The organism is Flagellimonas ulvae, assembly GCF_049333175.1.
Classification (GTDB): Bacteria; Bacteroidota; Bacteroidia; order Flavobacteriales; family Flavobacteriaceae; genus Flagellimonas.
This window is the reverse complement of sequence record NZ_CP186325.1, coordinates 1434407-1458517: the sequence shown is the minus strand read 5'-3', so window position 1 is coordinate 1458517 and position 24111 is coordinate 1434407. Positions and strand designations below refer to the sequence as shown.

Genomic DNA, 24111 nt, shown 5'->3' with positions numbered 1-24111 from the left:
GATTTTAGTCCGTTCCGCTTTGGAAAGACTTTCTCCATTTCTTAAAGGAAACCCGAAAACTTCTAATTTCCTTTCGCAAAAGGTTCAAATACTCCTTTTCTTTAACACCATCTTTTTCCAGACCGTTGCAGTATGCCAATATGTTTTGAGTCATGACGTTGATGAACGCCAAACTTTTCATTCTTGTGTTATGCGAACTACTTGAAGAGGCAAGATGTATTTGCTTTGTTATTAAGTTGGCATCGGTAACCAAGCATTTGGAAATATCATCACGGAAACTACCATAGCGCTTTATAGACAATGCATCCCTATTGGAGGAAAAGTAAGCAGCAATGGCCTCACTCAAGTCTTGGAGCGCCAATGACTTTCTATAAATCTTTTGAGAATTAAAGGAAGCAGATTCCATGTAAAAAATAGCAATTTTGTAACTATAAAATTAAAAATGAATAGATAAAAATGAATTTTGTTTTTAAAGCCAAATAGTATGTTTACTTTTAATACTAAATATATTATGTGATTTTGCTTAATTATGAAAGTTGATAAATTAAATTGGGAAATCCTTAACTATTTACAAGAAGATGCACGTGCTTCTCACACGAGTATTGGCAGAAAAGTGGGCCTCACGCCACCAGCCGTTTCAGAACGGGTAAAGAAAATGGAAGATGCTGGAATTATTGAAGGATATTTTGCGAAAACATCCCATGTGCATTTAGGGCATCAGCTAAGGGCCATCATTATGCTGAAGGCATTTTTAGGCAAACTAAAACCATTTTTGGAAAAAGTAAAGTCTTTTGATGAAGTAATAAATTGCTATCGGATAACTGGAAATGAAAATATTATTATGGAAGTTATCTTAAAAGACCAAGGTCATTTAGAAAAGTTTATTGATGAGCTTATTATCTATGGGGAATGCCGCACCCATATTGTATTGTCCAATGTGATTTCCAATTCGCCAATTAAGGCCAGCTAGGTTTGCTATACATATTTAATGTAACTTTATATTGTTTTCTAGGATTCGGGATTTTGGCCGGATTTTTGTTATGAAAATGCTATGAAAAAAAATCTTCTGTTCCTTTTGGCCTGTCTTTTTTTTCAATTGGTGGCTGGCCAACAGCTTGTGCTAAAAAAAGGCAAGCTTATCGATTCGCTAAAAATCAATGATTCCATTCCCGATACGTACTCACTTTACCTACCACAAAAATTTGATACCAGTAAAAACTGGCCCTTGCTTTTGGTCATTGATTTGGAAAAGAGAGAAAAACAAGTAGCCAACTGGTTTGCAAAAGCTGCGGAAAAAGAAGGCTATGTAGTTGCTGCGGTCGGAATTGAGGATTCCCTTAGCCTAACGAAGAACATGGTAAAAACCGGCCAGGTTTTAAAGCGGGTCAACAGCATATTGCCAATACAAAAAAGTAGAATTTATGTTGCAGGAAACGAATCTGGAGCTAGATATGCTTCATTGACCCCATTATTTTTGAATGTAGTAAACGGTGTGATTTCAATTGGTAGTTCGGTTTCCAATACTGATGCTTTAAACCTGAAAAGACCTTTTCATTTCATCGGAATTGTTGGGAAAAATGACTACGCTTACACTGATTTATTAGCAACCGAAAAGGTATTGAATCGTCTAAAGTTTCCAAGTCAATTATTGGTATACAATGAAAATCAGAAATTACCTGATAATGCGTTAGTGGAAAAAGCACTTCAAGCTTTTACCCTCAAGGCAATGGGCAGAAAGCTAATACCTAAAGATTCAATGTATGTAGAGAAAGCTTATGTGCAGGATATTCAAAAAGTGAATGGGTTAAGAAGCCAACAGAAGATGCTGTTGGCAGAGCAATACTTGAGTCAAATGCTTTCTATGTATGGCGCCCATAAGAATTTGGATTCCCTTCGATTGATTTTGAAAGAAGTGCGAAAAAACAAGATGTTCAAAGCAATGCGAAGAGCTGAAAATGCCACTTTCTTTAAAGAGACTCTTTTGAAAGACGAATATGGTTATGACATGGATGAGGATGTCCAGACCCATAACTTCAACAATTTAGGCTGGTGGAAGTATCAGATGGAAGAGTTGGACAAATTCATTAACGGAAATTCGGTGTATGAAAGACAAATGGGAAACCGACTCAAAGGTTTTGTCAATGCCCTTGCAGACGACAACATCGAATTGGTTAAATCTGACAAACTAATAGATGAGGATGCCTTGGCCTTCTTATACATGTTGAAGACCATCACTGACGCGGATAATTTTGATTTTTATATGAAGATTATCTCTTTAAGTGCAAAAAATGAAGATTTTGGAACTTCTCTTTTCTATTTGGAAGAGGCTTTGAAAGCAGGGTTTAAGGATGCTGAAAAGTTATACGCTTTGGAAAACACAGCCTTACTCAGGATAAACCCAAAATTCAATACATTGGTATCCAAGTATTTGAAAGATGCCCGTTATAAAATTATTGAGGAATAACCTTTGGCACAGATTTTAAATCCCAATCGATAACCAACCCGCCTGCCAAAGATTCTGCAATTTCTTTTCCGTAAAGATGTTCACATAAATAAAGGGCGGCCTCAAAACTTTTTGCGCCACCAGCTGAAGTAATATATTTTCCATCGTGAACAAAGAGTACGCTGTCTTTTACCTTTAGTTGTGGAAATATCTTTCGATAGGTATCAATATCACTAGGAAAGGTTGTAGACAGAACGCTATCCAAAAGCCCAGCTTTCGCCAACACAAAAGCCCCATCGCAATGCGAGGTCATGTATATGGCATTTCTATCCACCTTTTTTACAAAATTCAACATAACAGAATCTTTCAAGTCGCTGTCCAAATGATGTTCCGCGCTGGGCACTACCAAGATGTCAATTTGTGGAATAGAATCTTTTGTGTAATCATAATCTGGCAATATTCGAACCCCTTCAAAAGAGGTTATGGGTTCCAAGGTATTTGCCACAGTAAAGGTATTCATGGCCTTTATATTCTCACGATATTGGGTATGTTGAAAAATATCGTAAGGGGCCGTAAACTCAGTATTATATACTCCATCCATAATTAAAAAGGCCACGTTATATCGATTTGGTTTTAAATCTGGAAACGTTCTCAATGTTTCCTCTTCGATTTTGGGTGCTTGCTTATTTGGGGTGCAACCCAAACCCATTATAGAAAAAAATAAAACCGGGAAAAACCATTTTTTGAACATAGTCTATAGTTTGTGTTTGAATGCTTGTTGCTAAGATAGCATTACCTTTGAATAGTTCTATTTAAAAATAAGATGGTTAGATATTGGTCTTTGATATTCATGGTACTTGTTTCATGTAACGGACGAAAAAAATATCATGATGAGCAAAAAAAGATAGAGGTTGCAACAGCGGAACTCGTGGATATTGTTGAATTTCAAGAAGATTTGAACGAATCTTTCCGGAATCCTGAAACTTCTCCATTGCCAGATAGATTACGTAAGAACTTTGAATCATTGTCATTTTTTGAAGCGGATACTTCATACAGAATTAGGGCCCGATTTGAAAGAACACCCGATGCCGTTCCTTTTTTAATGCCCTCAACAACCGATGAGAAAACAATTGAAGTGATATATGGAGTTGCACATTTTGAACTCAATGGAAAGCAGCATCAATTGGAGATTTATCAGACTCCTGAGCTTATTTCGCAAAAAGGATATGAAGACTATCTGTTTTTGCCCTTTTTGGATGATACGAATGGAGATGAGACTTATGGTGGAGGTCGTTATATTGATTTGACCATTCCGAAGGGAGATACCATTCTAATTGATTTTAACAAAGCTTACAATCCGTATTGTGTGTATAATAAAAAGTACTCCTGCCCTCTAGTGCCAAGGCAAAATTATTTGAGAACTAAAGTGAGAGCAGGAGTGAAAGACTTTATTAAGGAATAAAAAAGCCTTACTCCTTTTTTGGAATAAGGCCTTTTTCAGATTTTATTCAATATAACTTAGAATGAGTAAACAGCTGCTAGCAAGAAGGAAGCTAGGCTTTCATTGAATTCTAAATCACCATTCAAAAATACTTCTTCAGAAGCGCTGTCTAATCTTAGTTCGGGAATTATGGTCAAATCTCCAACTTTGGCATTACCGGTCAGGGTAACCGCAAAAACGTTGGCATCTCCATCTGCATCAGCACCGATACCAGCAACATTTCCAAATCCATCCATAGTAGCAAAGTATTCACCTCTCAATCCAATAGCAAAATTTTCTGAAGTGGTCAATTGTGGGTATAAAGCCGCTCCATAAAATCCTACACCATCCGTATCTTGATACGTGGCATTGATGCCAAGAAAGAAATCTTCGGACAAATTGAATCCTCCTGTAAAATCCACTTGAAATAGAGCCTCCACATCGGTATCGACAAGACTTTCCCCATCAAGAACTTCATTGAAACCCTGTTTTCCATACAAGAAGTTTAAGTATTGACCTGAATAGCCTAACTGAGCTCCAAAAGACAATTCACCAAAAGGGTTGATATCTGTAAAATCTGTTGGGTTCAAGATAGCTAGCATAGCGCTCCAATCATTCCCTAAATCAAAATCGGCCTTCAATCCAGCATGGGAGAATGGTCCGTAGGAGAACATGTAGGATGTACTATAATTGAAATTTGATGCTGGGGAAATCACTTCGTAACCTAAAAACGTATTGAAATTACCAAAGGTAAGCGTGGTACTTTCACTTACATTCCAGTATACATATAATTGGTTAACAATATTAGGTGAACCATTTGGAGAGCCAAAGACCGCATCTTCACCTCTAGGTCCAAAAACCAAATCTGCAACAAACCCAACTTTTTCACCTTCATAAGAAGCGATTAAGTTAACCATACCCAAAGCAAAACCTGGGTCGTTGGCAAATGAGGTTCCAGGAGCAGTAGGAAGAAAAGTCCCTACTTGTTCTCCTGCGTCAACATCAGGAATTTCTTTGTTCAGGCCATTAAAGTTTGCTCGGTAATAGGCATCTACCGTACCGCTAAATTCAAACTTTTTCTTTTCCTCTTCTTCTTGTGCTACAGCGAATACGGATACTAGAGCCAAAACGGCAAAAGCTATTTTTTTTACGTAATTTGTATTTATAATCGTTTTCATAATTACATCTTTTAGGTGCTCCTTTTATGGAACATTTAATTGTTTTGTTTGAGTTTACTTTGTGAAAAGGTTATACTACGGAGCGTTCTGCCAAACGCTCCGTTTCCTTTTCCATAGATTAATTCTGTGTTGTAATGTGTTCAGGATAGGCTTCCATTCCATGTTCATGAATATCCAAGCCTTCCAATTCTTCTTTTTCCGAAACTCGAAGACCTATGGTCTTTTTCAATATGAAAAGGATGATGAACGTAAAGACTGCGGCCCAGATGATATAGGCAAGTGAGCCGTAGGTCTGTACCCAAAGCAATTTGGCGCCACCCCCATAAAGAAGGCCTCCGTCAAGAGCGAAAAGCCCAATTAATACAGTACCCAAGAAACCGCATACACCATGAACTGAAATAGCACCTACAGGATCGTCTATCTTTAGTTTTTTGTCTATGAACTCAATGGAAAGAACTACGACAATCCCGCAAATTAGGCCAATTGCCAAAGCGCCCCAAGCGCTAACGGCTCCGCAACCCGCGGTAATACCTACCAAACCAGCCAAGGCACCGTTCAGGGTCATTGAGATATCTGCTTTTCCGTATTTAACCCATGTAAAGAATAAAGCAGCTATGGCTCCAATTGCAGCAGCTAGGTTCGTGTTTATGATTACACTGGTTGCACCAACAGTGTCATCTCCTCCCCATGCTAATTGAGAACCTCCATTAAATCCGAACCATCCTAACCAGAGGATGAATACACCCAAGGCACCAAACGCCATGTTATGACCTGGAATTACTTGTGCTTTGCCATCTACGTATTTTCCAATTCTAGGGCCAACCAAAATGGCTGCTACCAAAGCAGCAGAACCACCCACAGCATGCACTACGGAAGAACCTGCAAAATCCACAAAGCCAGCTGTATTCAACCAGGCATCATCGTCAAAAGGCCAATACCAGCTTCCAGAAATAGGATAGATTATTGTGGTAAGCACTGCGGAAAAAATTAAATATGTAGAAAACTTAGTTCTACCAGCTATTGCACCAGATACGATGGTAGCTGCAGTAGCGCAGAAAACCGTTTGAAAAAACAGGTTGTACCAATCCGAGGCACTAAAAAAGAAATAACCTTGGTCAGATGGACTGGTCCTTCCCAACCATCCTCCAGCTATTAGCTCGCTTCCGTACATAAGGCCATAACCTATTGCCCAAAACATTAAGGAACCTATGGCAAGGTCCATTACGTTCTTCATTATTATGTTACCGGAATTCTTACTTCTTGTGAATCCAATTTCCAATAGGGTGAAACCCGCCTGCATGAAAAATACCAAAACGGCAGCCAAAGTGATCCACAAGGCTCCCATATCACCATTGATTGCTTCAATGGCTTTATCTATTGCTTCTTGTTGTTCAACAATCATAATCTAAAATATTGTTAGTTAGTTTTTATCTTTAGTTAATACCTGCACTACCGCTTTCCTTGGTTCTTATGCGATAAGCTTCCATGACATCTGAAACGAAGATTTTACCATCACCTACGTTTCCTGTGCCTGCGGCTTCCAGCAGCGTGTTGACGGTACGTTCCAAAAAGTCATCAGAAACCACGATGACCAAATACCTTCTTTGGATGTCTGTGGTACTGTAAGAAATGCCACGATACACGTGGCCTTGTTTCTCATTGCCCACTCCAGTTACATCCCAGTAACTGAAGAAGTTTACCTCAATTTCATGAAGCGATTTTTTCACCTCATCAAATTTGGATTTTCTGATAATTGCCTCGACTTTTTTCATATTTAAGTAGTTAATTGATGGCTCAAATATATATGAATTGAGTCTAGACCATGAAAAATTACAGGTTATGGAGAGTATTTTTATCTGTATAAAAAAAATACCCCTATTTTTTTAGGGGTAAATGATTTTAAAAATACTTTTTTTAAAGATTTGATGATTTTTTCTTAATAAGACATTCCATAACGATGTGTTTTTTATCGATAAAACATGCTTTTGATATTAAATGTGTAGTAATTAACAAAAATTAACAGAAAAAAGTAATTTTATAACTAATCAAGAGAACGAACCAACCAGGTTCCTAGAGCTACGGCAAGAATTCCCAAAATAACACTCGAAGCGAGGTATATGAGAAATGGTAAAAAAGCACCTTCTTTTATAAAAGAATGTTTTTCAAAAGCAAAGGCAGAAAATGTAGTAAAACCTCCGCAGAGTCCGGTCGCGAAGAAAAGTACACTTTGTTGGGATAAAGCTTGATTTTTAGAAGCCATGCCCATAATAATACCTATAAGCAAGCATCCTACAATGTTTACAGTGAAAGTGCCTAGGTAAAAATTATTGTGAAAATCGTTAAGAGGTTTTGAAATGAGATAGCGTAACATACTGCCCAAGCCACCACCCAAAAAAACAAGAAGAGCCTGTTTCATACCTTAAAGGTACAAACTAAACGGCCTTTTTGTATTTGGCTTCGGAAGATTCCTTAGGAAACAGTTTGGGAATGGATGTCTCCGTAATCTTTTTAACGGGCTTCTTAAAACTTTCTTTAGCGCCATTTACGCTGAAAATCAGCAATACAGCGTTAACAAGTAATAAAACAGATAGTATGGAAAAAAAAGCTATCATTTATCCAGAGGTTGTTCCAATACAAAAGTACGTGTTTTCTTAATGTCTGCGCTTCAACTTCTTATATAAGTTGTAAAAACGTTAATTTTTGTAGGGAAATCAATATATCTGTTAATTTTTCAGGAAATGCTTAATCAGGAAAAGAAAAATCACGAATATCATAAAGGAAATCAAAACCCAGACAACACCTTTGTAGTTTTTTGTATGGAGTTTTTTGTCTTTCCTATAGGAGAATACCATAACTCCTATAAAAGCAACAATAAATAAACTAGCAAAAATCAGTTGCCCTGAGCTGAACATATTTCCTATTTTTAGCAAAATTAAGTCAATTATAGAACAATGAAAAGAAAGATAGAAGCTGTTGAAGAATTTCACAATGCATTTGGATTAGGTGTGTTGTATAACCCAAAAGCCAACTTGGGCCTGGAAAAAAATATGTTGCGCTACAAACTGATGCGTGAAGAAAATGAGGAATATTTAGAAGCGGCAAATGATGGTGATTTAGTTGAAGTAGCGGATGCTTTGGGAGATATGCTATACATTCTTTGTGGTACTATTTTGGAGCACGGCATGCAGTATAAAATTGAAGAAGTGTTTGAGGAAATTCAGAAAAGCAATATGAGTAAACTTGGGCACGACGGAAAACCTATTTATAGAGAGGACGGAAAGGTGCTTAAAGGCCCTAACTACTTTAAACCTAATATTCAAGCGGTGTTGGATAAATAAAAAGGAGCACCTAGGTGCTCCTTTTTATTATACCTTAAAACGCCATCCAAAATTATCTTCGGCCCTGTTGTACTGTATGTCGGTTATGCGTTTTTTTAGCAGTGAAGCATAACTGTCCTGTATTTCAGGAAGTTCATAATCAACTCCTTTATAGCCAAACGCAGCAATGGGAGAAACAACTGCAGCAGTGCCTGCTCCGAACATTTCTTTTAGAGAACCATTTTGGGCAGCTTCCACAACTTCTTTAACTGATATTTTTCGTACTTCCGCTGAAATTCCTTCGGCCTCGGCTATATCCAGAATACTCTTTCTGGTAATACCGTCCAAAATTCGGTCATTGGTAGGAGCCGTAATCAGGGTGTTATTAATACGGATAAAAACGTTCATCGCGCCAGCCTCTTCAATAAACTCATGACTATTGTCATCGGTCCAGATAACTTGATGATACCCTTCTTCCACGGCAAGTTGAGTAGGGTAGAACTGTCCTGCATAGTTGCCGCCTGCCTTGGCATACCCAACGCCTCCATTGGCCGCACGAGAATATGTTTCTTCAATTTTCACCCTCACCTTACCAGAAAAATAAGCTCCAGAAGGTGCCAAGGCAATGATAAACTTGTACTTGTCCGCTGGAGAGGCGTGAAACCCGGTTCCAGAAGCAAACATAAAAGGCCTAACATAAAGTGAGCTGCCTGGAGTTTTTGGAATCCAATCCTTTTCCAGTTGTAATAAGGAAGTAAGGCCATCCATAAAATGACTTTCAGGTAATTCTGGAATAGCAAGTCTTTTGGCAGACTTGTTCAATCTTTTCCAGTTTTCCAAGGGTCTGAAAAGCCAAACTTGGTCAGTTTCGTCCTTGTAAGCCTTCATTCCTTCAAAAATAGATTGACCGTAGTGAAAGATTTTGGACGATGGCTCCAATTCTAAAGGACCGTACGGAACAATTTTTGGTGGGCTCCAAGAGCCATTTTCATAATCACAGAACAACATATGGTCAGTGAAGGTGTTTCCGAATGAAAGGTTCTCAAAATCCACATTATGAATCTTGGAAGTAGGCGCTTTTTGCACTGAAATATTGTTTACCGTTGCATCCATAACTTATAAATTAGACCATAAAATTAGCTATTTATTGTTAGTTTTGATGTAAGCCCTAATTCTAATTGTTATCCTTGTTCAGGATATAATCAAAACTTATCAATTATGAGGTATTTTAACATTTTTGCTGTTACTTTTTTAATCTTTTTTGTTTGCTCGGTCCATAGCCAAGAGAGTAAAGGAGGTCGTTTTTACGGAGCAGAGTTCAGCTCAGAAAAAAAAGTTGAATCTTTTGATGCTATAACCAAAAAACTGATTTCCAACGATACTGTCCAAACACGATTGTCCGGAAAAATAAAAGAAGTATGCCAAGCTAAGGGGTGTTGGATGAAAGTTGTTCTTGAGAATGATGAAGAAGTTTTTGTAAGGTTCAAGGATTATGGATTTTTCGTTCCCACTGATTCATCCGATAAAAATGTTGTTATGAACGGAGTTGTTTTTGCTTCGGAAATGTCTGTGGAAGACCAAAAACACTATGCGAAAGATAGAGGCGATTCACCTGCCGAGATTGCCAAAATAACCACACCAAAAAAGCAACTGCGTTTTGAAGCGAATGGCGTTTTAATACAAAACTAAGCAGTGAAACGCAGCATTATCGAAACAGCCGATGGTTCCAAAACCATTCAACTTGAGGAATGGCAGGAACAGTATCACTCAAAACATGGGGCTGTTCAAGAAGCCTATCATGTTTTTATTAAATATGGATTGGACCAACTGAACTTGAATGAACTGAATATTCTTGAAATTGGTTTTGGAACGGGACTCAATGCCTTAATCACTTTAATTGAAGCTCAAAAAAAGAGTATTGCAGTGCATTATACAGGTGTTGAGCAATATCCAGTCACATGGGAAGAAGTTCATCAGTTGGACTACATAACAAGTTTATCTGCTCAAGCTTTTGAAAATGAGTTTGACAAAATGCACAAATGTGAGTGGGAGAAAGAGGTTGTTTTGACGAATAATTTCTTATTGACCAAGCAAAAAAAGGATTTTAGGGCGGTTAAGAACTTAGATTTGTTCAACCTTATTTATTTTGATGCATTTGGCCCTAGGGTACAACCGGAACTTTGGGCAAAGGATGTTTTTCAAATCATGTACGATGCATTGAGAATGGGAGGGGTTCTGGTTACATATTCAGCAAAAGGTAGTGTAAGACGGGCCATGCAAGAGGTGGGTTTTTCTGTGGAGCGATTGGAAGGGCCACCTGGAAAAAGAGAAATGTTGCGTGCTAACAAAATATCAAGTATTGCCAAATGATTGTTAAAGTGCAATACAGTGCTTATCATAATTTTACTTAAAGTTTAAACATTTGTGTTAAAGCTGAATTAATCCCTCAAAAACAGCGAATTAAACATCTACTTTTGTTCAAAAGCAGGCTATGAAAGTATTGATAACTGGAGCAACTGGATTGGTTGGCAAAGCGATTACCAAAGTTTTGCACCAACATGATATTCCAGTCCATTATCTCACTACAAGTAAGAAAAAGATTGTTTCTTCCGAAAACTACAAAGGCTTTTATTGGAATCCTTCCAATGGCAAAATTGATATGGCATGTTTTGATGGGGTCACCTCAATCATTAATCTTGCTGGGGCTACAATCGCAAAAAAATGGACCACGTCTTACAAAGAAAAGGTGCTTTCCAGTAGACTGGATAGCCTCTCTACTTTAAATACTGGCCTGCACAAAATAGATACTTCCCAGATAGAGCATTTTGTCTCCGCTTCAGCCATTGGAATTTATCCCAGTTCCCAAATAGATTTATGCGATGAGAAAGATGTGGGCGTAGATGATAGTTTCTTAGGACGAGTGGTTGAAAAATGGGAGGATAAGATAAATGAATTCAAAAAGTATCCTTTTAATGTGACGACCTTGAGAATTGGTATTGTGCTGTCCAATGAGGGCGGGGCTCTGCCCAAAATGGCGAAACCTATAAAGAACTTTGCGGGAGCTGCCATGGGTAGTGGTGAACAATGGCAGTCTTGGATTCATATAGATGATTTGGCCGAAATGTTTGTTTTTACCATTACTAACAATATCAGTGGGGTCTTTAATGCCGTTGCGCCCAATCCGGTAACCAATGCAAAAATGACAAAAGAGCTGGCAAAAGTACTTAAGAGACCATTAATATTGCCCAATGTGCCAAGGTGGGCCATGAAACTGCTGTTAGGCGAAATGTCTTATTTGCTTTTTGCAAGTCAACGCGTTTGTAGCAAACGTATCGAAAAACAAGGTTTTATCTTTCAATATTCTAATATTGGTCCAGCTTTAGAACACCTTTTGGGGTCAAGTCGTCCAAAAGAAGAAGATGCCTTAGTCTCTTTGGATAAGGAATACGTCTAGTAAAAAATATTTCCTTTTATATAAAGACCGCCTTTTGGCGGTTTTTTCTTGTTTTCCTGTGACATTTTGACATTTTCAGACAAATGGCAGTACTTTTGCCACTTCAAAAACGATAAATGAAACCCTAAATATGGATAAGAAAAGTAAAGTTGAGGAAATGGAAGGAGAAACAAAGGATTCTCAATCTGTTGAAACCCCTGAACTGAACGATGATATTAAGGACGAGGGCATGGAACTTTCCGAAGAGGAAAAGCTCAAAGAAGAACTTGCTAAAGAAAAAGACAAGTTTTTGCGTCTTTTCGCCGAGTTCGAAAATTTCAAAAAGCGCACTTCCAAAGAGCGAATGGAACTCTTTAAAACAGCGGGGCAAGAAGTAATGGTTGCTTTACTACCTGTTATGGATGATTTTGATAGGGCTTTGAAGGAACTTTCGAAATCAGAAGACAAGGAAATGTACAAGGGAGTAGAGCTTATAAGCACTAAGTTCAAGGAAACTTTAAAGAACAAGGGGCTAGAGCAAATAAAAGTTCAAGAAGGAGATGCTTTTGATGCCGAAGTACATGAAGCGATTACCCAAATACCCGCTCCTAACAAAAAGATGAAAGGCAAAATCATTGATGTAATTGAGAAGGGATTCAAAATGGGTGAACGCGTTATAAGACATCCAAAAGTGGTTGTTGGAAACTAAACAAAACCTATGAAGGAGGATTTTTACGAAATATTGGGCGTTTCCAAAGGAGCGTCTGCTGCTGAGATAAAAAAAGCATATCGCAAAAAGGCCATAGAATATCATCCTGATAAAAACCCTGGAGATACAAAGGCTGAAGAAATGTTTAAAAAAGCAGCGGAAGCCTACGAGGTATTGAGCGACCCTGACAAACGTGCCAAGTACGACCAGTTTGGTCATGCAGCTTTTGAAGGTGGAGCGGGATTTGGCGGTGGTGGCATGAACATGGATGATATTTTCAGCCAGTTTGGCGATATCTTTGGTAGTGCTTTCGGTGGTGGCTTTAGCGGTTTTGGTGGATTTGGAGGAGGTCAGCGTCGTGTAAAGGGCAGCAACCTGCGCATTCGCGTAAAGTTGACCTTGGAAGAAGTGGCGAATGGCGTTGAGAAAAAAGTCAAAGTTAGAAGAAAGGTCCAAGCGGATGGGGTCACCTATAAAACCTGCGCCACTTGTAATGGAAGTGGTCAGGTAACCAAAATTGCGAATACCATCTTAGGACGCATGCAGACAGCAACTACATGTAGTACATGCGGAGGCTCTGGACAGATTATTGATAATCGTCCTAGTGGAGCGGATGCCCAAGGACTGAAAACCGTTGAAGAGACCGTATCTATTAAAATACCGCCAGGTGTTGAAGAGGGTATGCAATTAAAAGTCTCCGGAAAAGGAAACGGCGCTCCAGGAAATGGAGTCCCTGGAGACTTACTGGTAGCCATTGAAACGGAAGAGCATGGAACACTAAAAAGAGAAGGAGACAACCTTCACTATGACCTATATATTAGTTTCTCTGAAGCCGTTTTAGGAAGCTCCAAAGAAATTGATGCTGTAGGGGGGAAAGTGCGCATTAAATTGGAACCTGGCATTCAATCGGGTAAAATATTGAGATTGCGAGGAAAAGGTATATCCAATATCAACGGTTACGGAAGCGGTGATTTATTGGTGCATGTAAATGTTTGGACTCCAAAAGAACTGAACAAAGAACAGCGAGAATTTTTTGAACGTATGCAGAGCGATGAAAATTTTGTTCCAAAACCTCAAAAATCTGATAAATCTTTCTTTGAAAAGGTTAAAGATATGTTCTCGTAGCGATTAAAAGTTTTCCGTTTAAATAAAAAACGTATATTTGAATCTGATGTTGGGAAACCAATATCTAATTTTCTTTTTCATAGCAATTTTTTTCCCATCCTTAGATTTTTTTAAGGGTGGGTTTTGTTTTTAAGAGCATTTCTTCTTTATGGACAAATACATATCTTTGGAAAAATTGTTTGGATGCATCACATTTTAGTTGCCCAAAATGTCTCAAAATCCTACGGAGACTTTAAAGCGTTGAGCAACATATCCTTAGAAATTCCAGAAAACAAAATTTATGGACTTCTAGGTCCTAACGGAGCTGGGAAAACAACCTTTATTAGAATCATCAACCAAATTATTTATCCAGATAGAGGGCAGTTGGTTTTTGATGGAAAACCTCTGGCCCCAGAACATATTGCAACTATAGGGTACTTGCCGGAAGAACGCGGGCTTTATAAAAGTATGAAGGTAGGTGAGCAAGCCTTATATCTGGCCCAGCTCAAAGGACTATCCAAGGCCGATGCCAAGAAAAGGTTGAAAGAATGGTTTGAACGTTTTGAAATTGGTGAATGGTGGGATAAGAAAATTCAGGAGCTTTCTAAGGGGATGGCCCAAAAAATCCAATTTATAGTAACGGTATTGCACAGACCTAAGCTTTTGATTTTTGATGAACCTTTTAGTGGTTTCGACCCCATCAACGCCAATATTATTAAAGATGAAATATTAAGATTAAAAGAAGAAGGTACCTCTATCATTTTTTCAACACACCGAATGGAATCTGTTGAAGAGCTTTGTGAGTATATTGCCCTGATTCATAAATCCGAAAAAATCTTGGACGGCAAACTATCCGAGATTAAAAATGCCTATAAGAACAACATTTTTAATGTATTACTTCAAATAGGTGACTCTGTGAACGGATTACAGCAGGATATCAAAGAGAAGTTCAATGTAATTTCCTCAAAAACCAATATGGAAGAAGGTAATTGGGCCATATCCATTCAGCTTCCTTCAGCCGATACAAAAGGTGTTTTAGCTGAACTGTCTAAATATGGAAATGTAAGCAGGTTTGAGGAGGTAATTCCTTCTGCCAATGATATTTTTATCAAAACCGTCAATGGAAAGGAGCGAAATGGGTAAGCTGGGATTGATTGTAAAACGGGAGTATTTGGCCAAAGTAAGAAACAAATCGTTCATCATTATGACGATTTTGAGCCCAATTCTAATTGTGGGAATGATTCTTTTAATAGCCTATCTCACCAAATTGAATGATGGGGAGAAAAGAATTATAACTGTATTAAATGAAAGTTCTTTTTTTAGCAATGAGTTTAAACCTGGCCAAAATGTTTCCTATGTTCATCTAAAAAACATTTCATTGAATCAGGCAAAAGACTCAACCATAGCTTTAGGCTATTTTGGTCTATTGCATATTCCTGGAGGAGATGATATGGAAGATGTGGCCCAAGCTACATATCTATTCACCAAAGAAAATCCGAACACTACCGTGACGGAGGGTTTGGAACGTTTATTTCAAAAAAAATTACGATTAAAACGACTGCAAGAACTTGGAGTATCATCCGATGAATTTACCGGAATAGAGAAACCCTTTGTAATGAACCTTTCCACTTTCGATGGTGAGAGAAGCATCAAAGGTATTACGGAAATCAAGGCATTTATAGGAGGTGCTTTTGGCTATGCTATTATGATGTTCATCATTATCTATGGTGGATTTGTAATGCGCAGTGTGATTGAAGAAAAGACAAGTCGAATCATCGAGGTCATAATCTCATCGGTAAAACCCTTTCAGCTTATGTTGGGCAAGATTATCGGAACTTCATTTGCAGGTCTTACCCAGTTCATTATATGGATAGTATCGGCATCTGTCTTGCTCTTTTTGTCCGTATTGATTTTAGGAATAGATTTATCTGTTTTGACCGCAGAAAGCACTTTGCCGACCTCGGGAATAAATGGGGTTGCTGAATTGCAAACGTCAGGTCTTGATGGAGACATGTTGCTGTACGCTAGGGAAATTGTCAATATTCCTTGGGGACTTCTCATAGTCTCGTTTTTGATATATTTCATCCTTGGATATCTTATCTACAGCTCCATCTATGCGGCCATTGGTGCCGCAGTGGACAATGAGACGGACACCCAACAATTTATATTCCCCATTATTTTACCCTTAATGTTGGCCATTTATGTGGGCTTTTTCTCGGTTTTTAGCAATCCGCATGGCCCTATTGCCGTAGGTTTTTCATTGTTTCCCTTAACTTCACCTATAGTAATGCTCATGCGACTCCCTGGAGGTATAGGGGAGGGCGGAGTCCCCTTATGGCAGTTATTGCTCTCCATAGCATTACTGATAGGGGCATTTTTAGGTATAGTATGGTTGGCATCCAAGATTTATAGGGTGGGAATATTAATGTACGGCAAACGCCCTACATATAAAGAACTGTTTAAATGGTTGAAGTACTAGAAGAACTATGCAAGACGGTACTGAAGAAATAAAGGAAATCATTCAAGAAGATATTTGGGGTACCCTAAAGGAATTCCTCAGTTGGGGAATTCATTTTGGCGAAGGTGAGAAATCCATTCATCTTACTTTGGGCCTATTATTACTGCTCACAGTCTCCATAGTAGCCACAAAGCTCTTATTAAAGTGGTCTCGCCATCTTGTCACCCGAAAAATGGAACCAGAGGACAAGCAAAAGTTTTCAAGCGTTTTTAAGTTCGCAAACTACGTTATTTATCTTATTGTGGTACTGCTCACATTGAGTGGGGCAGGTATAGATATTACACTTATCATTACTGCCTCTGCAGCGCTTTTCGTAGGATTGGGATTGGCCCTCCAAGAGTTTTTCAAGGATATTTTGGGAGGTATTTTCATTATTATAGATAAATCGCTTCAAGTAGGGGACATTGTGGAAGTTGATGGTAAAGTAGGTAAGGTATTTGAAATTAAATTACGAACCACCCGAGCACTTACCCGAGATGATAAGGTAGTGGTAATACCCAACCATAAATTCATAAGTGATATTGTTTTTAACTATACCCAAAATCATCGGACAACTAGAGAAAGTGTACATGTGGGAGTAGCCTATGGGAGTGATGTGGAACTGGTGACCCAATTGTTGGTGGAGTCGGTTCAGGAACACAAAAAAGTGCTAAAAAAACCGGTTCCTTTTGTGCTTTTCAATGATTTTGGTGACTCAGCACTGATGTTCTCAGTTAACTACTTTATCAACGATAGTTTTGCAGACCCTCGAATTAAAAGTGATATCCGATACAGCATAAACCAGAAGTTTAAAGAGAATAGTGTAACCATCCCTTTCCCTCAGAGGGATATCCATATTTTTCAAAATCAAAAACCTCAAAACAATACAGGTGCAAATAACCCATAAATGGCTTTTAGGATTTTTAAGCCTTTTTGGTTTTTTTCTTTCGCATGTCTCATTGGGGCAGAGTACGGACATTCTTCGTTTGGAATACCTAAACATACCTGAGAACGATACGGGAATCAAAACCCAGCGCTACAAGTTTCTTTTTAATCTTCCCTTGAAACTTAATGAGAAGAAAGATTATTTGGTCACTGGACTGGAGTATAATCGATTTGATGTAGGGTATTCCCAAAATTTTCCTTTTAATCAAACCGAACTGAACAGGTTTCATGTAGTTGACTTAAACTTGGGATTTATCACAAAGTGGAACGAAAATTGGAATTTTGTGGGCATCCTTACCCCTAGATTGGCATCTAACTTTACCAACGGTGCCCAAACAGACGATTTTTTCATTAATGCCACAGCCACCTTATGGAAGGAAAAAATGAATGTTAGCAAGCCGTTTCGATTGGTTTTAGGGTTATCCTTTAATAGTACCACGGGTTTGCCATTTCCACTTCCGTTGGTAAGTTATTATCGTAGGTTCCATCCCAAATGGTCCTATACCTTAGGTATTCCGAGGTCAAGATTTGAGTACCATCCTTCACCAAAACATACTTTTGGGTTCACCATGCTTTTGGATGGTTATTTCATCAATGTGCAAAATGACATTGAACTACCCGATAATCAGGTAGGTTCCAAGATTTCACTATCCGCCTTGGTTGGAGCTTTTGGGTATCAGTATCATATATCTAAGCGCACCTCGCTATTTGCCTTGGTGGGCCGTTCCATTGAACAGATAGGCGAACTTCGAAATGATGATAGAAACGCTGTTTTTTTATTGAATGATGAAGCAAATCTTTATATTAGGACAGGTTTCAAAATCGGAATCTTTTAAATAGAAAAATATGTCCAGAATATTGGTAATAGAAGATGAATCCGCAATACGTCGGGTGCTGATAAAAATATTGAGTGAAGAGAATGATGCCTATCAAGTTTTCGAAGCGGAAGACGGATTAAAGGGGATGGAGATAATAAAAAAAGAAGACTTCGATTTGGTTTTGTGCGATATAAAAATGCCCAAAATGGATGGTGTGGAAGTTTTGGAGGCGGCGAGGCAAATAAAACCAGAAATACCTTTTATAATGATATCCGGTCACGGCGATTTGGATACGGCTGTGAACACCATGAGATTAGGTGCCTTCGATTATATCTCCAAACCCCCCGACCTTAACAGGCTTTTGACCACGGTGCGCAACGCCTTGGATAGAAAGGAATTGGTTGTTGAAAACAAAATCCTGAAAAAGAAAGTCTCCAAGAATTACGAAATGGTTGGGGAAAGTAAGGAAATAGACACTATCAAAGACATGATAGAAAAAGTAGCTCCTACGGATGCTAGAGTCCTGATTACCGGCCCGAATGGAACTGGAAAGGAATTGGTAGCGCACTGGTTACACCAAAAAAGCGCACGTTCCTCTGCACCTTTTATAGAAGTCAACTGTGCGGCCATACCATCGGAACTTATAGAAAGTGAACTGTTTGGGCATGTTAAAGGAGCTTTTACTTCTGCGGTTAAGGACAGGGCCGGAAAATTTGAAGCTGCCAACAAAGGGACTATTTTTCTGGATGAGGTTGGGGACATGAGCCTTTCTGCACAAGCCAAAGTGTTAAGGGCGCTCCAGGAAAACAAGATTTCCAGAGTTGGAACAGATAAGGATATTAAGGTGAATGTTCGCGTTTTGGCAGCAACAAATAAGGACCTTAAAAAAGAAATAGCGGAAGGTAATTTTAGGGAAGACCTCTATCACCGTTTGGCTGTAATTTTGATTAAGGTTCCGGCCTTGAACGATAGACGGGATGACATTGCCATGCTCATTGAGCACTTTGCCAAGAAAATAGCAGAAGAGCAAGGAACAGCGGTAAAATCATTTTCTAAAAAGGCTACAGAACTTCTTAAGGGTTACGATTGGACTGGAAATGTGCGGGAATTAAGAAATGTAGTGGAGCGTCTTATCATTCTAGGAGGTCAAGAAGTTTCCGAAGAAGACGTAAAATTGTTTGCGAGTAAGTAACCAGTTTACTGACAACCCTGAATCTTGGCTAGCGCGTTTTGGGTAATCGTCTTTACCCGCTGATGGTAAATTTTCTTTGGTTTGGTCAAATCGGTATTCAACAACGCAATGCTGGCATTGTCGTAGGTCTTTTTGATGAATTTTCTAGCTTCATCACAATCAAGCTGTTTTACAATATTGTCTATGGAAATTTCAAAGTCCTTTAGTCCATTGTGAATTTGCTGCTGTAATAATTTGCCTTCAGGTAAAAGAATTCCACCTTGCGCATCCAGAACCTCTTTCGTATTCAATACAAGCATATTATCTCCATAAACCTCACTGGCGCTAAGTCCAAAATTTTGGAGTTCTTTTATACCCTTTAAGGTGTTTTCCAATGCTTTTTGTAAAGCTGTCTTTGATGAAGAGTGGGTATCGGCTGTAGTTGCATCTTTAAGATGTATTAAAACATCGTCTAAGGTCGTAATAGCTTCTTTACAACCACAGGCATCAAAATTGGAACGGGTTTTTTCAATACCATTTATGGCCTTATAGGCGTAGTACTTTGTTATTTGAAGTTCTGTTGAGGAAATAGCCGTTTCGGTTTGGTCCTTAATGTATTCCATATTGGAGTTGGCATATTCGCAAGCATTGGCTGTTTTCTCCAAAAACATTGGGAAAAGGCTTTGAATACCCAAAAGGAAGATGATAAAAAGGTTTGTTTTCCTAGATTTCATAACGGCAGATTTGGGACCACACGTATAGTTATTTACTAAATTACGGCAGAATTCAACTGAGATTGAATAAAATCGATAAAAAACGGAGTAAAACTATCAAATGTAATTCCCATCGATGAATTACATTTTAGAGGCTCTAAAAAGGAATATATAAAAAGCAGTATATTCATTTTATGGAATACATGAAATCAGAGATTTACAAGGTAACGAGCAAAAAAAACCTTTCTGAAGAAGCCACGTTTGAGGATTTTGGAAAATCGGATAAGGAATTAAAGAAAGACTTAAGAGATCTTCGGAGAGAACTGGGAAAATTTCAGGATACCCTCTATGCCCACGGCAAATATGGTGTGTTAATCTGTTTGCAGGGAATGGATACGGCTGGTAAGGATAGTTTGATACGAGAAGTTTTTAAAGATTTCAATGTTAGGGGCGTGGAAGTTCACAGTTTTAAGGTACCCACGGATTTGGAACTTAAACATGACTATTTGTGGAGGCATTACATTGCACTTCCAGAACGTGGAAAGTTTAGTGTTTTCAATAGGACCCATTACGAAAATGTTCTGGTGACAAAAGTGCACCCTAGTTATATTCTTTCTGAGAATATTCCGGGTGTGGATTCTGTAAATGATATTGATTCAGAGTTTTGGGAAAAACGGTATCGTCAAATTAATGATTTTGAAAGACACGTTGCGGAAAATGGAACCCTTATCTTTAAATTCTTTTTACATCTATCCAAAGAAGAACAACGCCAAAGATTGTTGAGGCGATTGCGCCTGAAGGAGAAGAATTGGAAGTTTTCACCAGGGGACCTAAAGGAAAGAAAACTTTGGGATACCTATCAAGAATGTTATGAGGAAGCAATTAATAAAACTTCAAAACCAAATGCACCTTGGTATATTGTTCCAGCCGACAATAAAAAAGCGGCACGTGTTATTGTTACCTCCATTTTGTTAGAAGCGTTAAAAAAGTTTAAAGATATAGAAGAACCTGAGTTGGAGGATGAAATAAAGGCTAACTTAGAGTCTTTTAAGCAAGAATTGGAAAAGGAAAGCAAATGAAAAGAACAATACTCTTATGCCTTTTGATAAGTACTGTTGCCTTTGCGCAATCCGAGGATGAAAAACAACTCAAGGCCATTTATGACACTGCTCTGACCGATGGAAAAGCCTACGATTGGCTGAATTATCTTTCCAATCAAATTGGAGGCCGTTTATCAGGTTCAGTCGAGGCGCAGCAAGCCGTTGAATACACCAAAAATCAATTGGATTCTTTAGGCTTGGATAGGGTATGGTTGCAGCCCGTGATGGTACCAAAGTGGGTAAGAGGAACACCAGAATTTGCCTACTTTGAAACTAAACCTGGGTTAACGACCAATGTTCGGATTTGTGCTTTGGGAGGTTCTGTAGCAACACCAGATGTAGGAATCAAAGCAAATGTTGTGGAGGTACAGGGTATAGAAGATTTGGAAAAACTGGGGAAGGATAAAATTGAAGGAAAGATTGTGTTTTACAATCGGCCCATGGACCCGACCCAAATAAGTACATTCAGTGCATATTCAAGTTGTGTGGACCAACGCTATTCCGGAGCAGCCGAAGCTGGAAAATACGGAGCTCTAGGGGTAATTGTTAGGTCTGTGAATCTTAGGTTGGACGATTTTCCCCATACCGGTTCCATGAGTTACGGGGAAACCGCGGTCAGTGATCGTATACCCGCTGCTGCCATAAGTACCAAAGGAGCCGAATTATTAAGTACCACCTTGGCCTTGAACCCTGATATAAAATTCTACTTCAAACAAAATTGCAAACAACTACCTGATGTGGAGTCGTACAATGTAATTGGAGAAATCAGGGGTTCTGAATATCCCAATGAGGTGATGATTGTTGGAGGGCATTTGGATTCTTGGGATTTGGGAGATGGCTCCCATGATGATGGGGCAGGCTGTGTGCAAAGTATGGATGTACTCAGATTGTTGAAGGAAACAGGATACAAGCCCAAACGAACTCTTCGTGTAGTACTTTTTATGAATGAGGAAAACGGATTGAGGGGTGGAAAAAAGTATGCGGAGGTAGCTAAGCGAAAGAACGAAAAGCATGTTTTTGCTTTAGAAAGCGATGCAGGTGGCTTCACTCCAAGAGGTTTTTCATTTGATTGTTCCGAAGAAGATTTTGAAAGGATTTTGGGCTGGAGGGAACTCTTTGAACCCTATTTAATCCATTTGTTTGTGAAAGGTGGCAGTGGCGCAGACATTGGTCCCTTAAAAGATGAAGGTATTGTTTTAGCTGGATTGCGACCAGATTCCCAACGATATTTTGACCATCACCATGCGGAAAACGACACCTTTGAGCATGTAAACAAACGTGAACTGGAATTAGGTGCCGCCACCATGGCCAGTTTGGTATACTTGATGGATAAGTATGGGCCTTTACCTTCAAAAAAGGTAAAGGGTTAATTGCACCGTCTCTAAAGGATTTGTTTGTTGCTTTTAATTGAGCTGAAACCCAGATTTTGGCTTTATCCTAATACGTTGCCATAGGCATCCATTTTGAGGTATGGATTAAATGCAATTTCCCAGAGGTTGCCATCCAAGTCCGAAACATAACTACTATACCCACCCCAATGTGCTTTTTGAGGTTCCTTGACGATTTTCACCTCTTTCTCTTTTAAATCCTTTATGATTGAGTCTACCTCATGTTCAGACTTGGTATTGTAAGCGAGAGTGAATCCTTTGAAACCACTTCCCTTTGCATCCACTTCGGCATCTTTGGCCAATGCGTTGTTCTCGTACAGGGAAAGTAGAATCCCATTTAATGTGAAAAAGGAAATATTTTCATTGCTTGAATCTGATTTTTCCCAACCGAATTGGGTTTCATAAAAGTGTGTCGATTTTTTTAAATCCGAAACACCTAATGTAATGATGGTTAAGCGTTGCTCCATTTTCAAAACTGTTTGTCTCCTAATCTTTGAGGAAGGAGAATCTGTATACGGAATTAAAAGGTAGTGTTTCTGAACCAAAAAGTAACCTACCTACCACTTTTTCAAAGTTTTATTTGAGTATTTAAAGCTTCAAAAACTTGTATCTTTGCAGCCTTTAACACAAGAAGAAATAGAAAAAAATAGTTAAGAAACATAGATATGCAAGACGGAATTTATGCAAAGTTCAATACCGGTAAAGGAGAGATTTTAGTAAAATTGACTCATGATAAAACACCCGGTACGGTTGGAAATTTTGTGGCCTTGGCAGAAGGAAATATGGAAAACTCTGCCAAACCTCAAGGAAAACCATATTATGACGGCCTCAAATTTCATAGAGTAATCGCTGATTTTATGATTCAGGGAGGTTGCCCACAAGGAACTGGCACTGGTGATCCCGGTTATAAATTCGATGATGAGTTCCATCCAGAACTTAAGCACGATGCCCCTGGAATACTTTCCATGGCAAATGCAGGACCGGGAACGAATGGAAGCCAATTCTTCATTACACATGGGCCAACCCCATGGTTGGATAACAAACACACGGTTTTTGGTTATGTTGAAGCCGGACAGGAAGTTGTAGACACGATTGCACAGGGAGATTCCATTGATTCTTTGGAAATTGTGCGTGTTGGAGCCGAAGCCGAAGGTTGGAACGCCGTTGAAGCTTTTCGCGTTTTTGAGGGCGCTAGAGAAAAAAGAATTGCAGAAGCCAAGGCACAAGCTGAAGCTGAAATGGAAAAATTGGCTGCCGGGTTTGAAAAAACGGAAAGTGGACTACGTTATCAAATCATTCAAAAAGGTAGTGGAGTTCAAGCTCAAAAGGGAAAGACCGTATCTGTTCATTATGAGGGAAGTCTTACCAATGGCCAAGTATTTGATTCTTCGTACAGCCGTAATCAACCTATCGACTTTTCTTTAGGAGTTGGTCAAGTAATACCAGGTTGGGATGAAGGAATAGCACTTTTGAAAGTCGGAGATAAGGCAAGATTTGTGATTCCATCACACTTGGCTTATGGTAGTGCTGGTGCTGGCGGGGTTATTCCACCTGATGCGACCCTTATTTTTGATGTAGAGCTTATGGATGTGAAATAGTAGAACAATCTATTCCATAGTATAGATAAAACAAAAAAGCTCCCATATGGGAGCTTTTTGTTATTTGGACCGGTTTACACTTACCAATAACAGACAAGCATTGATGATAAGCAGAAACAGTAATACGGTAAAAAAAGTTTGCATGAGTACTTATTTGTTAATGATATGGGGTTGCTTTGTTCAGTATAACAACTGAACGATATTAAACCCTACTTAT

27 protein-coding genes are annotated in these 24111 nt (G+C 38.8%); 17 read left to right on the top strand and 10 right to left on the bottom strand.

Features of this window, described 5'->3' with window-relative positions; translation table 11 throughout:
• Positions 1 to 4: 4 nt before the first annotated feature.
• Positions 5 to 406 (bottom strand): hypothetical protein, encoded by a 402-nt coding sequence (locus ACOKFD_RS06730; RefSeq protein ID WP_422860531.1) that lies wholly within the window; start codon positions 404 to 406, stop codon positions 5 to 7.
• 123 nt (positions 407 to 529) lie between these two features.
• On the opposite strand from ACOKFD_RS06730, the gene ACOKFD_RS06725 reads away from it, so the two are divergent.
• Together ACOKFD_RS06725 and ACOKFD_RS06720 are read left to right on the top strand one after the other, a co-directional pair.
• Positions 530 to 970: an Lrp/AsnC family transcriptional regulator gene (locus ACOKFD_RS06725; RefSeq protein WP_422860530.1), complete on the top strand. Its 441-nt coding sequence runs from the start codon at positions 530 to 532 to the stop codon at positions 968 to 970.
• Between the two features lie 81 nt (positions 971 to 1051).
• On the top strand, positions 1052 to 2464 hold the full coding sequence (locus ACOKFD_RS06720) for an alpha/beta hydrolase (protein WP_422860529.1): 1413 nt from the start codon (positions 1052 to 1054) through the stop codon (positions 2462 to 2464).
• Here the strand turns inward: ACOKFD_RS06720 and ACOKFD_RS06715 are convergent.
• On the bottom strand, positions 2451 to 3194 hold the full coding sequence (locus ACOKFD_RS06715; RefSeq protein WP_422860528.1) for a DJ-1/PfpI family protein: 744 nt from the start codon (positions 3192 to 3194) through the stop codon (positions 2451 to 2453). The genes ACOKFD_RS06720 and ACOKFD_RS06715 overlap by 14 nt on opposite strands.
• Before the next feature lie 72 nt (positions 3195 to 3266).
• Here ACOKFD_RS06715 and ACOKFD_RS06710 point away from each other — a divergent pair, with 72 nt between their 5' ends.
• Positions 3267 to 3905 (top strand): DUF1684 domain-containing protein, encoded by a 639-nt coding sequence (locus tag ACOKFD_RS06710; RefSeq protein WP_422860527.1) that lies wholly within the window; start codon positions 3267 to 3269, stop codon positions 3903 to 3905.
• A 56-nt stretch (positions 3906 to 3961) separates the two neighbouring features.
• Here the strand turns inward: ACOKFD_RS06710 and ACOKFD_RS06705 are convergent, their stop codons facing one another.
• The 5 genes from ACOKFD_RS06705 to ACOKFD_RS06685 form a co-directional block, all read right to left on the bottom strand.
• Positions 3962 to 5101 carry an outer membrane beta-barrel protein gene (locus ACOKFD_RS06705; RefSeq protein WP_298999645.1) on the bottom strand — a complete coding sequence of 380 codons (1140 nt, stop codon included), beginning with the start codon at positions 5099 to 5101 and terminating at the stop codon, positions 3962 to 3964.
• A gap of 118 nt (positions 5102 to 5219) precedes the next feature.
• Positions 5220 to 6503, bottom strand: coding sequence for an ammonium transporter (locus tag ACOKFD_RS06700; RefSeq protein ID WP_298999643.1), 1284 nt, complete (start codon positions 6501 to 6503; stop codon positions 5220 to 5222).
• A 31-nt stretch (positions 6504 to 6534) separates the two neighbouring features.
• Positions 6535 to 6873 (bottom strand): P-II family nitrogen regulator, encoded by a 339-nt coding sequence (locus tag ACOKFD_RS06695; RefSeq protein WP_422860526.1) that lies wholly within the window; start codon positions 6871 to 6873, stop codon positions 6535 to 6537.
• 269 nt (positions 6874 to 7142) lie between these two features.
• Positions 7143 to 7517: a fluoride efflux transporter CrcB gene (crcB, locus tag ACOKFD_RS06690; protein ID WP_422860525.1), complete on the bottom strand. Its 375-nt coding sequence runs from the start codon at positions 7515 to 7517 to the stop codon at positions 7143 to 7145.
• A gap of 16 nt (positions 7518 to 7533) precedes the next feature.
• The gene (locus ACOKFD_RS06685) at positions 7534 to 7713 is read right to left on the bottom strand and encodes a hypothetical protein (protein WP_298999637.1); all 180 of its coding nucleotides are present in this window, start codon (positions 7711 to 7713) and stop codon (positions 7534 to 7536) included.
• Between the two features lie 339 nt (positions 7714 to 8052).
• Between ACOKFD_RS06685 and ACOKFD_RS06680 the strand changes: the two genes are divergently transcribed.
• On the top strand, positions 8053 to 8439 hold the full coding sequence (locus tag ACOKFD_RS06680) for a nucleoside triphosphate pyrophosphohydrolase family protein (RefSeq protein WP_298999633.1): 387 nt from the start codon (positions 8053 to 8055) through the stop codon (positions 8437 to 8439).
• Between the two features lie 27 nt (positions 8440 to 8466).
• On the opposite strand, the gene ACOKFD_RS06675 is transcribed toward ACOKFD_RS06680, so the two are convergent.
• Positions 8467 to 9531, bottom strand: a complete 1065-nt coding sequence (locus tag ACOKFD_RS06675; protein WP_422860524.1) for a branched-chain amino acid aminotransferase — start codon at positions 9529 to 9531, stop codon at positions 8467 to 8469.
• 105 nt (positions 9532 to 9636) lie between these two features.
• Between ACOKFD_RS06675 and ACOKFD_RS06670 the strand changes: the two genes are divergently transcribed.
• The 10 genes from ACOKFD_RS06670 to ACOKFD_RS06625 all read left to right on the top strand — a co-directional run bounded on the left by ACOKFD_RS06670 (position 9637) and on the right by ACOKFD_RS06625 (position 19116).
• Positions 9637 to 10107 carry a DUF4920 domain-containing protein gene (locus ACOKFD_RS06670; protein WP_422860523.1) on the top strand — a complete coding sequence of 157 codons (471 nt, stop codon included), beginning with the start codon at positions 9637 to 9639 and terminating at the stop codon, positions 10105 to 10107.
• 3 nt (positions 10108 to 10110) lie between these two features.
• Positions 10111 to 10788 (top strand): tRNA (5-methylaminomethyl-2-thiouridine)(34)-methyltransferase MnmD, encoded by a 678-nt coding sequence (mnmD, locus tag ACOKFD_RS06665; protein ID WP_422860522.1) that lies wholly within the window; start codon positions 10111 to 10113, stop codon positions 10786 to 10788.
• Between the two features lie 121 nt (positions 10789 to 10909).
• On the top strand, positions 10910 to 11872 hold the full coding sequence (locus ACOKFD_RS06660; protein ID WP_422860521.1) for a TIGR01777 family oxidoreductase: 963 nt from the start codon (positions 10910 to 10912) through the stop codon (positions 11870 to 11872).
• A 130-nt stretch (positions 11873 to 12002) separates the two neighbouring features.
• Positions 12003 to 12560 carry a nucleotide exchange factor GrpE gene (locus ACOKFD_RS06655; protein WP_298999624.1) on the top strand — a complete coding sequence of 186 codons (558 nt, stop codon included), beginning with the start codon at positions 12003 to 12005 and terminating at the stop codon, positions 12558 to 12560.
• Between the two features lie 9 nt (positions 12561 to 12569).
• On the top strand, positions 12570 to 13685 hold the full coding sequence (dnaJ, locus tag ACOKFD_RS06650; RefSeq protein WP_422860520.1) for a molecular chaperone DnaJ: 1116 nt from the start codon (positions 12570 to 12572) through the stop codon (positions 13683 to 13685).
• Positions 13686 to 13868: 183 nt separating this feature from the next.
• Positions 13869 to 14807, top strand: a complete 939-nt coding sequence (locus tag ACOKFD_RS06645; RefSeq protein ID WP_422860519.1) for an ABC transporter ATP-binding protein — start codon at positions 13869 to 13871, stop codon at positions 14805 to 14807.
• Positions 14800 to 16143, top strand: a complete 1344-nt coding sequence (locus ACOKFD_RS06640) for an ABC transporter permease (RefSeq protein ID WP_422861007.1) — start codon at positions 14800 to 14802, stop codon at positions 16141 to 16143. The genes ACOKFD_RS06645 and ACOKFD_RS06640 overlap by 8 nt, the downstream gene beginning before the upstream one ends.
• A 7-nt stretch (positions 16144 to 16150) precedes the next feature.
• A complete protein-coding gene (locus ACOKFD_RS06635; protein WP_422860518.1) occupies positions 16151 to 17068 on the top strand; it encodes a mechanosensitive ion channel family protein in 918 nt (305 codons plus the stop codon).
• The gene (locus ACOKFD_RS06630) at positions 17052 to 17942 is read left to right on the top strand and encodes a DUF6268 family outer membrane beta-barrel protein (RefSeq protein ID WP_422860517.1); all 891 of its coding nucleotides are present in this window, start codon (positions 17052 to 17054) and stop codon (positions 17940 to 17942) included. The genes ACOKFD_RS06635 and ACOKFD_RS06630 overlap by 17 nt, the downstream gene beginning before the upstream one ends.
• Positions 17943 to 17952: 10 nt before the next feature.
• Positions 17953 to 19116 (top strand): sigma-54-dependent transcriptional regulator, encoded by a 1164-nt coding sequence (locus tag ACOKFD_RS06625; protein ID WP_298999613.1) that lies wholly within the window; start codon positions 17953 to 17955, stop codon positions 19114 to 19116.
• Between the two features lie 5 nt (positions 19117 to 19121).
• Here ACOKFD_RS06625 and ACOKFD_RS06620 read toward each other — a convergent pair whose 3' ends face one another.
• Complete coding sequence (locus ACOKFD_RS06620) at positions 19122 to 19829, bottom strand: hypothetical protein (RefSeq protein WP_422860516.1); 708 nt, start codon at positions 19827 to 19829, stop codon at positions 19122 to 19124.
• Between the two features lie 173 nt (positions 19830 to 20002).
• Here ACOKFD_RS06620 and ACOKFD_RS06615 point away from each other — a divergent pair, with 173 nt between their 5' ends.
• Both ACOKFD_RS06615 and ACOKFD_RS06610 read left to right on the top strand, forming a co-directional pair.
• Positions 20003 to 20887, top strand: a complete 885-nt coding sequence (locus ACOKFD_RS06615) for a PPK2 family polyphosphate kinase (RefSeq protein WP_298999610.1) — start codon at positions 20003 to 20005, stop codon at positions 20885 to 20887.
• Positions 20884 to 22278, top strand: coding sequence for a M20/M25/M40 family metallo-hydrolase (locus ACOKFD_RS06610; protein WP_422860515.1), 1395 nt, complete (start codon positions 20884 to 20886; stop codon positions 22276 to 22278). Before ACOKFD_RS06615 ends, ACOKFD_RS06610 begins: the two co-directional genes overlap by 4 nt.
• 62 nt (positions 22279 to 22340) lie before the next feature.
• On the opposite strand, the gene ACOKFD_RS06605 is transcribed toward ACOKFD_RS06610, so the two are convergent.
• Complete coding sequence (locus tag ACOKFD_RS06605) at positions 22341 to 22763, bottom strand: VOC family protein (RefSeq protein ID WP_422860514.1); 423 nt, start codon at positions 22761 to 22763, stop codon at positions 22341 to 22343.
• Between the two features lie 198 nt (positions 22764 to 22961).
• Between ACOKFD_RS06605 and ACOKFD_RS06600 the strand changes: the two genes are divergently transcribed.
• On the top strand, positions 22962 to 23894 hold the full coding sequence (locus ACOKFD_RS06600) for a peptidylprolyl isomerase (protein WP_422860513.1): 933 nt from the start codon (positions 22962 to 22964) through the stop codon (positions 23892 to 23894).
• Positions 23895 to 24111 lie beyond the last annotated feature (217 nt).

What these genes read in the sequence shown, in the direction of transcription:
- ACOKFD_RS06730 (WP_422860531.1), bottom strand. Translation starts at nt 406, where the DNA reads ATGGAATCTGCTTCCTTTAATTCTCAAAAGATTTATAGAAAGTCATTG.
- ACOKFD_RS06725 (WP_422860530.1), top strand. Translation starts at nt 530, where the DNA reads ATGAAAGTTGATAAATTAAATTGGGAAATCCTTAACTATTTACAAGAA.
- ACOKFD_RS06720 (WP_422860529.1), top strand. Translation starts at nt 1,052, where the DNA reads ATGAAAAAAAATCTTCTGTTCCTTTTGGCCTGTCTTTTTTTTCAATTG.
- ACOKFD_RS06715 (WP_422860528.1), bottom strand. Translation starts at nt 3,194, where the DNA reads ATGTTCAAAAAATGGTTTTTCCCGGTTTTATTTTTTTCTATAATGGGT.
- ACOKFD_RS06710 (WP_422860527.1), top strand. Translation starts at nt 3,267, where the DNA reads ATGGTTAGATATTGGTCTTTGATATTCATGGTACTTGTTTCATGTAAC.
- ACOKFD_RS06705 (WP_298999645.1), bottom strand. Translation starts at nt 5,101, where the DNA reads ATGAAAACGATTATAAATACAAATTACGTAAAAAAAATAGCTTTTGCC.
- ACOKFD_RS06700 (WP_298999643.1), bottom strand. Translation starts at nt 6,503, where the DNA reads ATGATTGTTGAACAACAAGAAGCAATAGATAAAGCCATTGAAGCAATC.
- ACOKFD_RS06695 (WP_422860526.1), bottom strand. Translation starts at nt 6,873, where the DNA reads ATGAAAAAAGTCGAGGCAATTATCAGAAAATCCAAATTTGATGAGGTG.
- crcB (WP_422860525.1), bottom strand. Translation starts at nt 7,517, where the DNA reads ATGAAACAGGCTCTTCTTGTTTTTTTGGGTGGTGGCTTGGGCAGTATG.
- ACOKFD_RS06685 (WP_298999637.1), bottom strand. Translation starts at nt 7,713, where the DNA reads ATGATAGCTTTTTTTTCCATACTATCTGTTTTATTACTTGTTAACGCT.
- ACOKFD_RS06680 (WP_298999633.1), top strand. Translation starts at nt 8,053, where the DNA reads ATGAAAAGAAAGATAGAAGCTGTTGAAGAATTTCACAATGCATTTGGA.
- ACOKFD_RS06675 (WP_422860524.1), bottom strand. Translation starts at nt 9,531, where the DNA reads ATGGATGCAACGGTAAACAATATTTCAGTGCAAAAAGCGCCTACTTCC.
- ACOKFD_RS06670 (WP_422860523.1), top strand. Translation starts at nt 9,637, where the DNA reads ATGAGGTATTTTAACATTTTTGCTGTTACTTTTTTAATCTTTTTTGTT.
- ACOKFD_RS06660 (WP_422860521.1), top strand. Translation starts at nt 10,910, where the DNA reads ATGAAAGTATTGATAACTGGAGCAACTGGATTGGTTGGCAAAGCGATT.
- ACOKFD_RS06655 (WP_298999624.1), top strand. Translation starts at nt 12,003, where the DNA reads ATGGATAAGAAAAGTAAAGTTGAGGAAATGGAAGGAGAAACAAAGGAT.
- dnaJ (WP_422860520.1), top strand. Translation starts at nt 12,570, where the DNA reads ATGAAGGAGGATTTTTACGAAATATTGGGCGTTTCCAAAGGAGCGTCT.
- ACOKFD_RS06645 (WP_422860519.1), top strand. Translation starts at nt 13,869, where the DNA reads ATGCATCACATTTTAGTTGCCCAAAATGTCTCAAAATCCTACGGAGAC.
- ACOKFD_RS06640 (WP_422861007.1), top strand. Translation starts at nt 14,800, where the DNA reads ATGGGTAAGCTGGGATTGATTGTAAAACGGGAGTATTTGGCCAAAGTA.
- ACOKFD_RS06635 (WP_422860518.1), top strand. Translation starts at nt 16,151, where the DNA reads ATGCAAGACGGTACTGAAGAAATAAAGGAAATCATTCAAGAAGATATT.
- ACOKFD_RS06625 (WP_298999613.1), top strand. Translation starts at nt 17,953, where the DNA reads ATGTCCAGAATATTGGTAATAGAAGATGAATCCGCAATACGTCGGGTG.
- ACOKFD_RS06620 (WP_422860516.1), bottom strand. Translation starts at nt 19,829, where the DNA reads ATGAAATCTAGGAAAACAAACCTTTTTATCATCTTCCTTTTGGGTATT.
- ACOKFD_RS06615 (WP_298999610.1), top strand. Translation starts at nt 20,003, where the DNA reads ATGGAATACATGAAATCAGAGATTTACAAGGTAACGAGCAAAAAAAAC.
- ACOKFD_RS06610 (WP_422860515.1), top strand. Translation starts at nt 20,884, where the DNA reads ATGAAAAGAACAATACTCTTATGCCTTTTGATAAGTACTGTTGCCTTT.
- ACOKFD_RS06605 (WP_422860514.1), bottom strand. Translation starts at nt 22,763, where the DNA reads ATGGAGCAACGCTTAACCATCATTACATTAGGTGTTTCGGATTTAAAA.
- ACOKFD_RS06600 (WP_422860513.1), top strand. Translation starts at nt 22,962, where the DNA reads ATGCAAGACGGAATTTATGCAAAGTTCAATACCGGTAAAGGAGAGATT.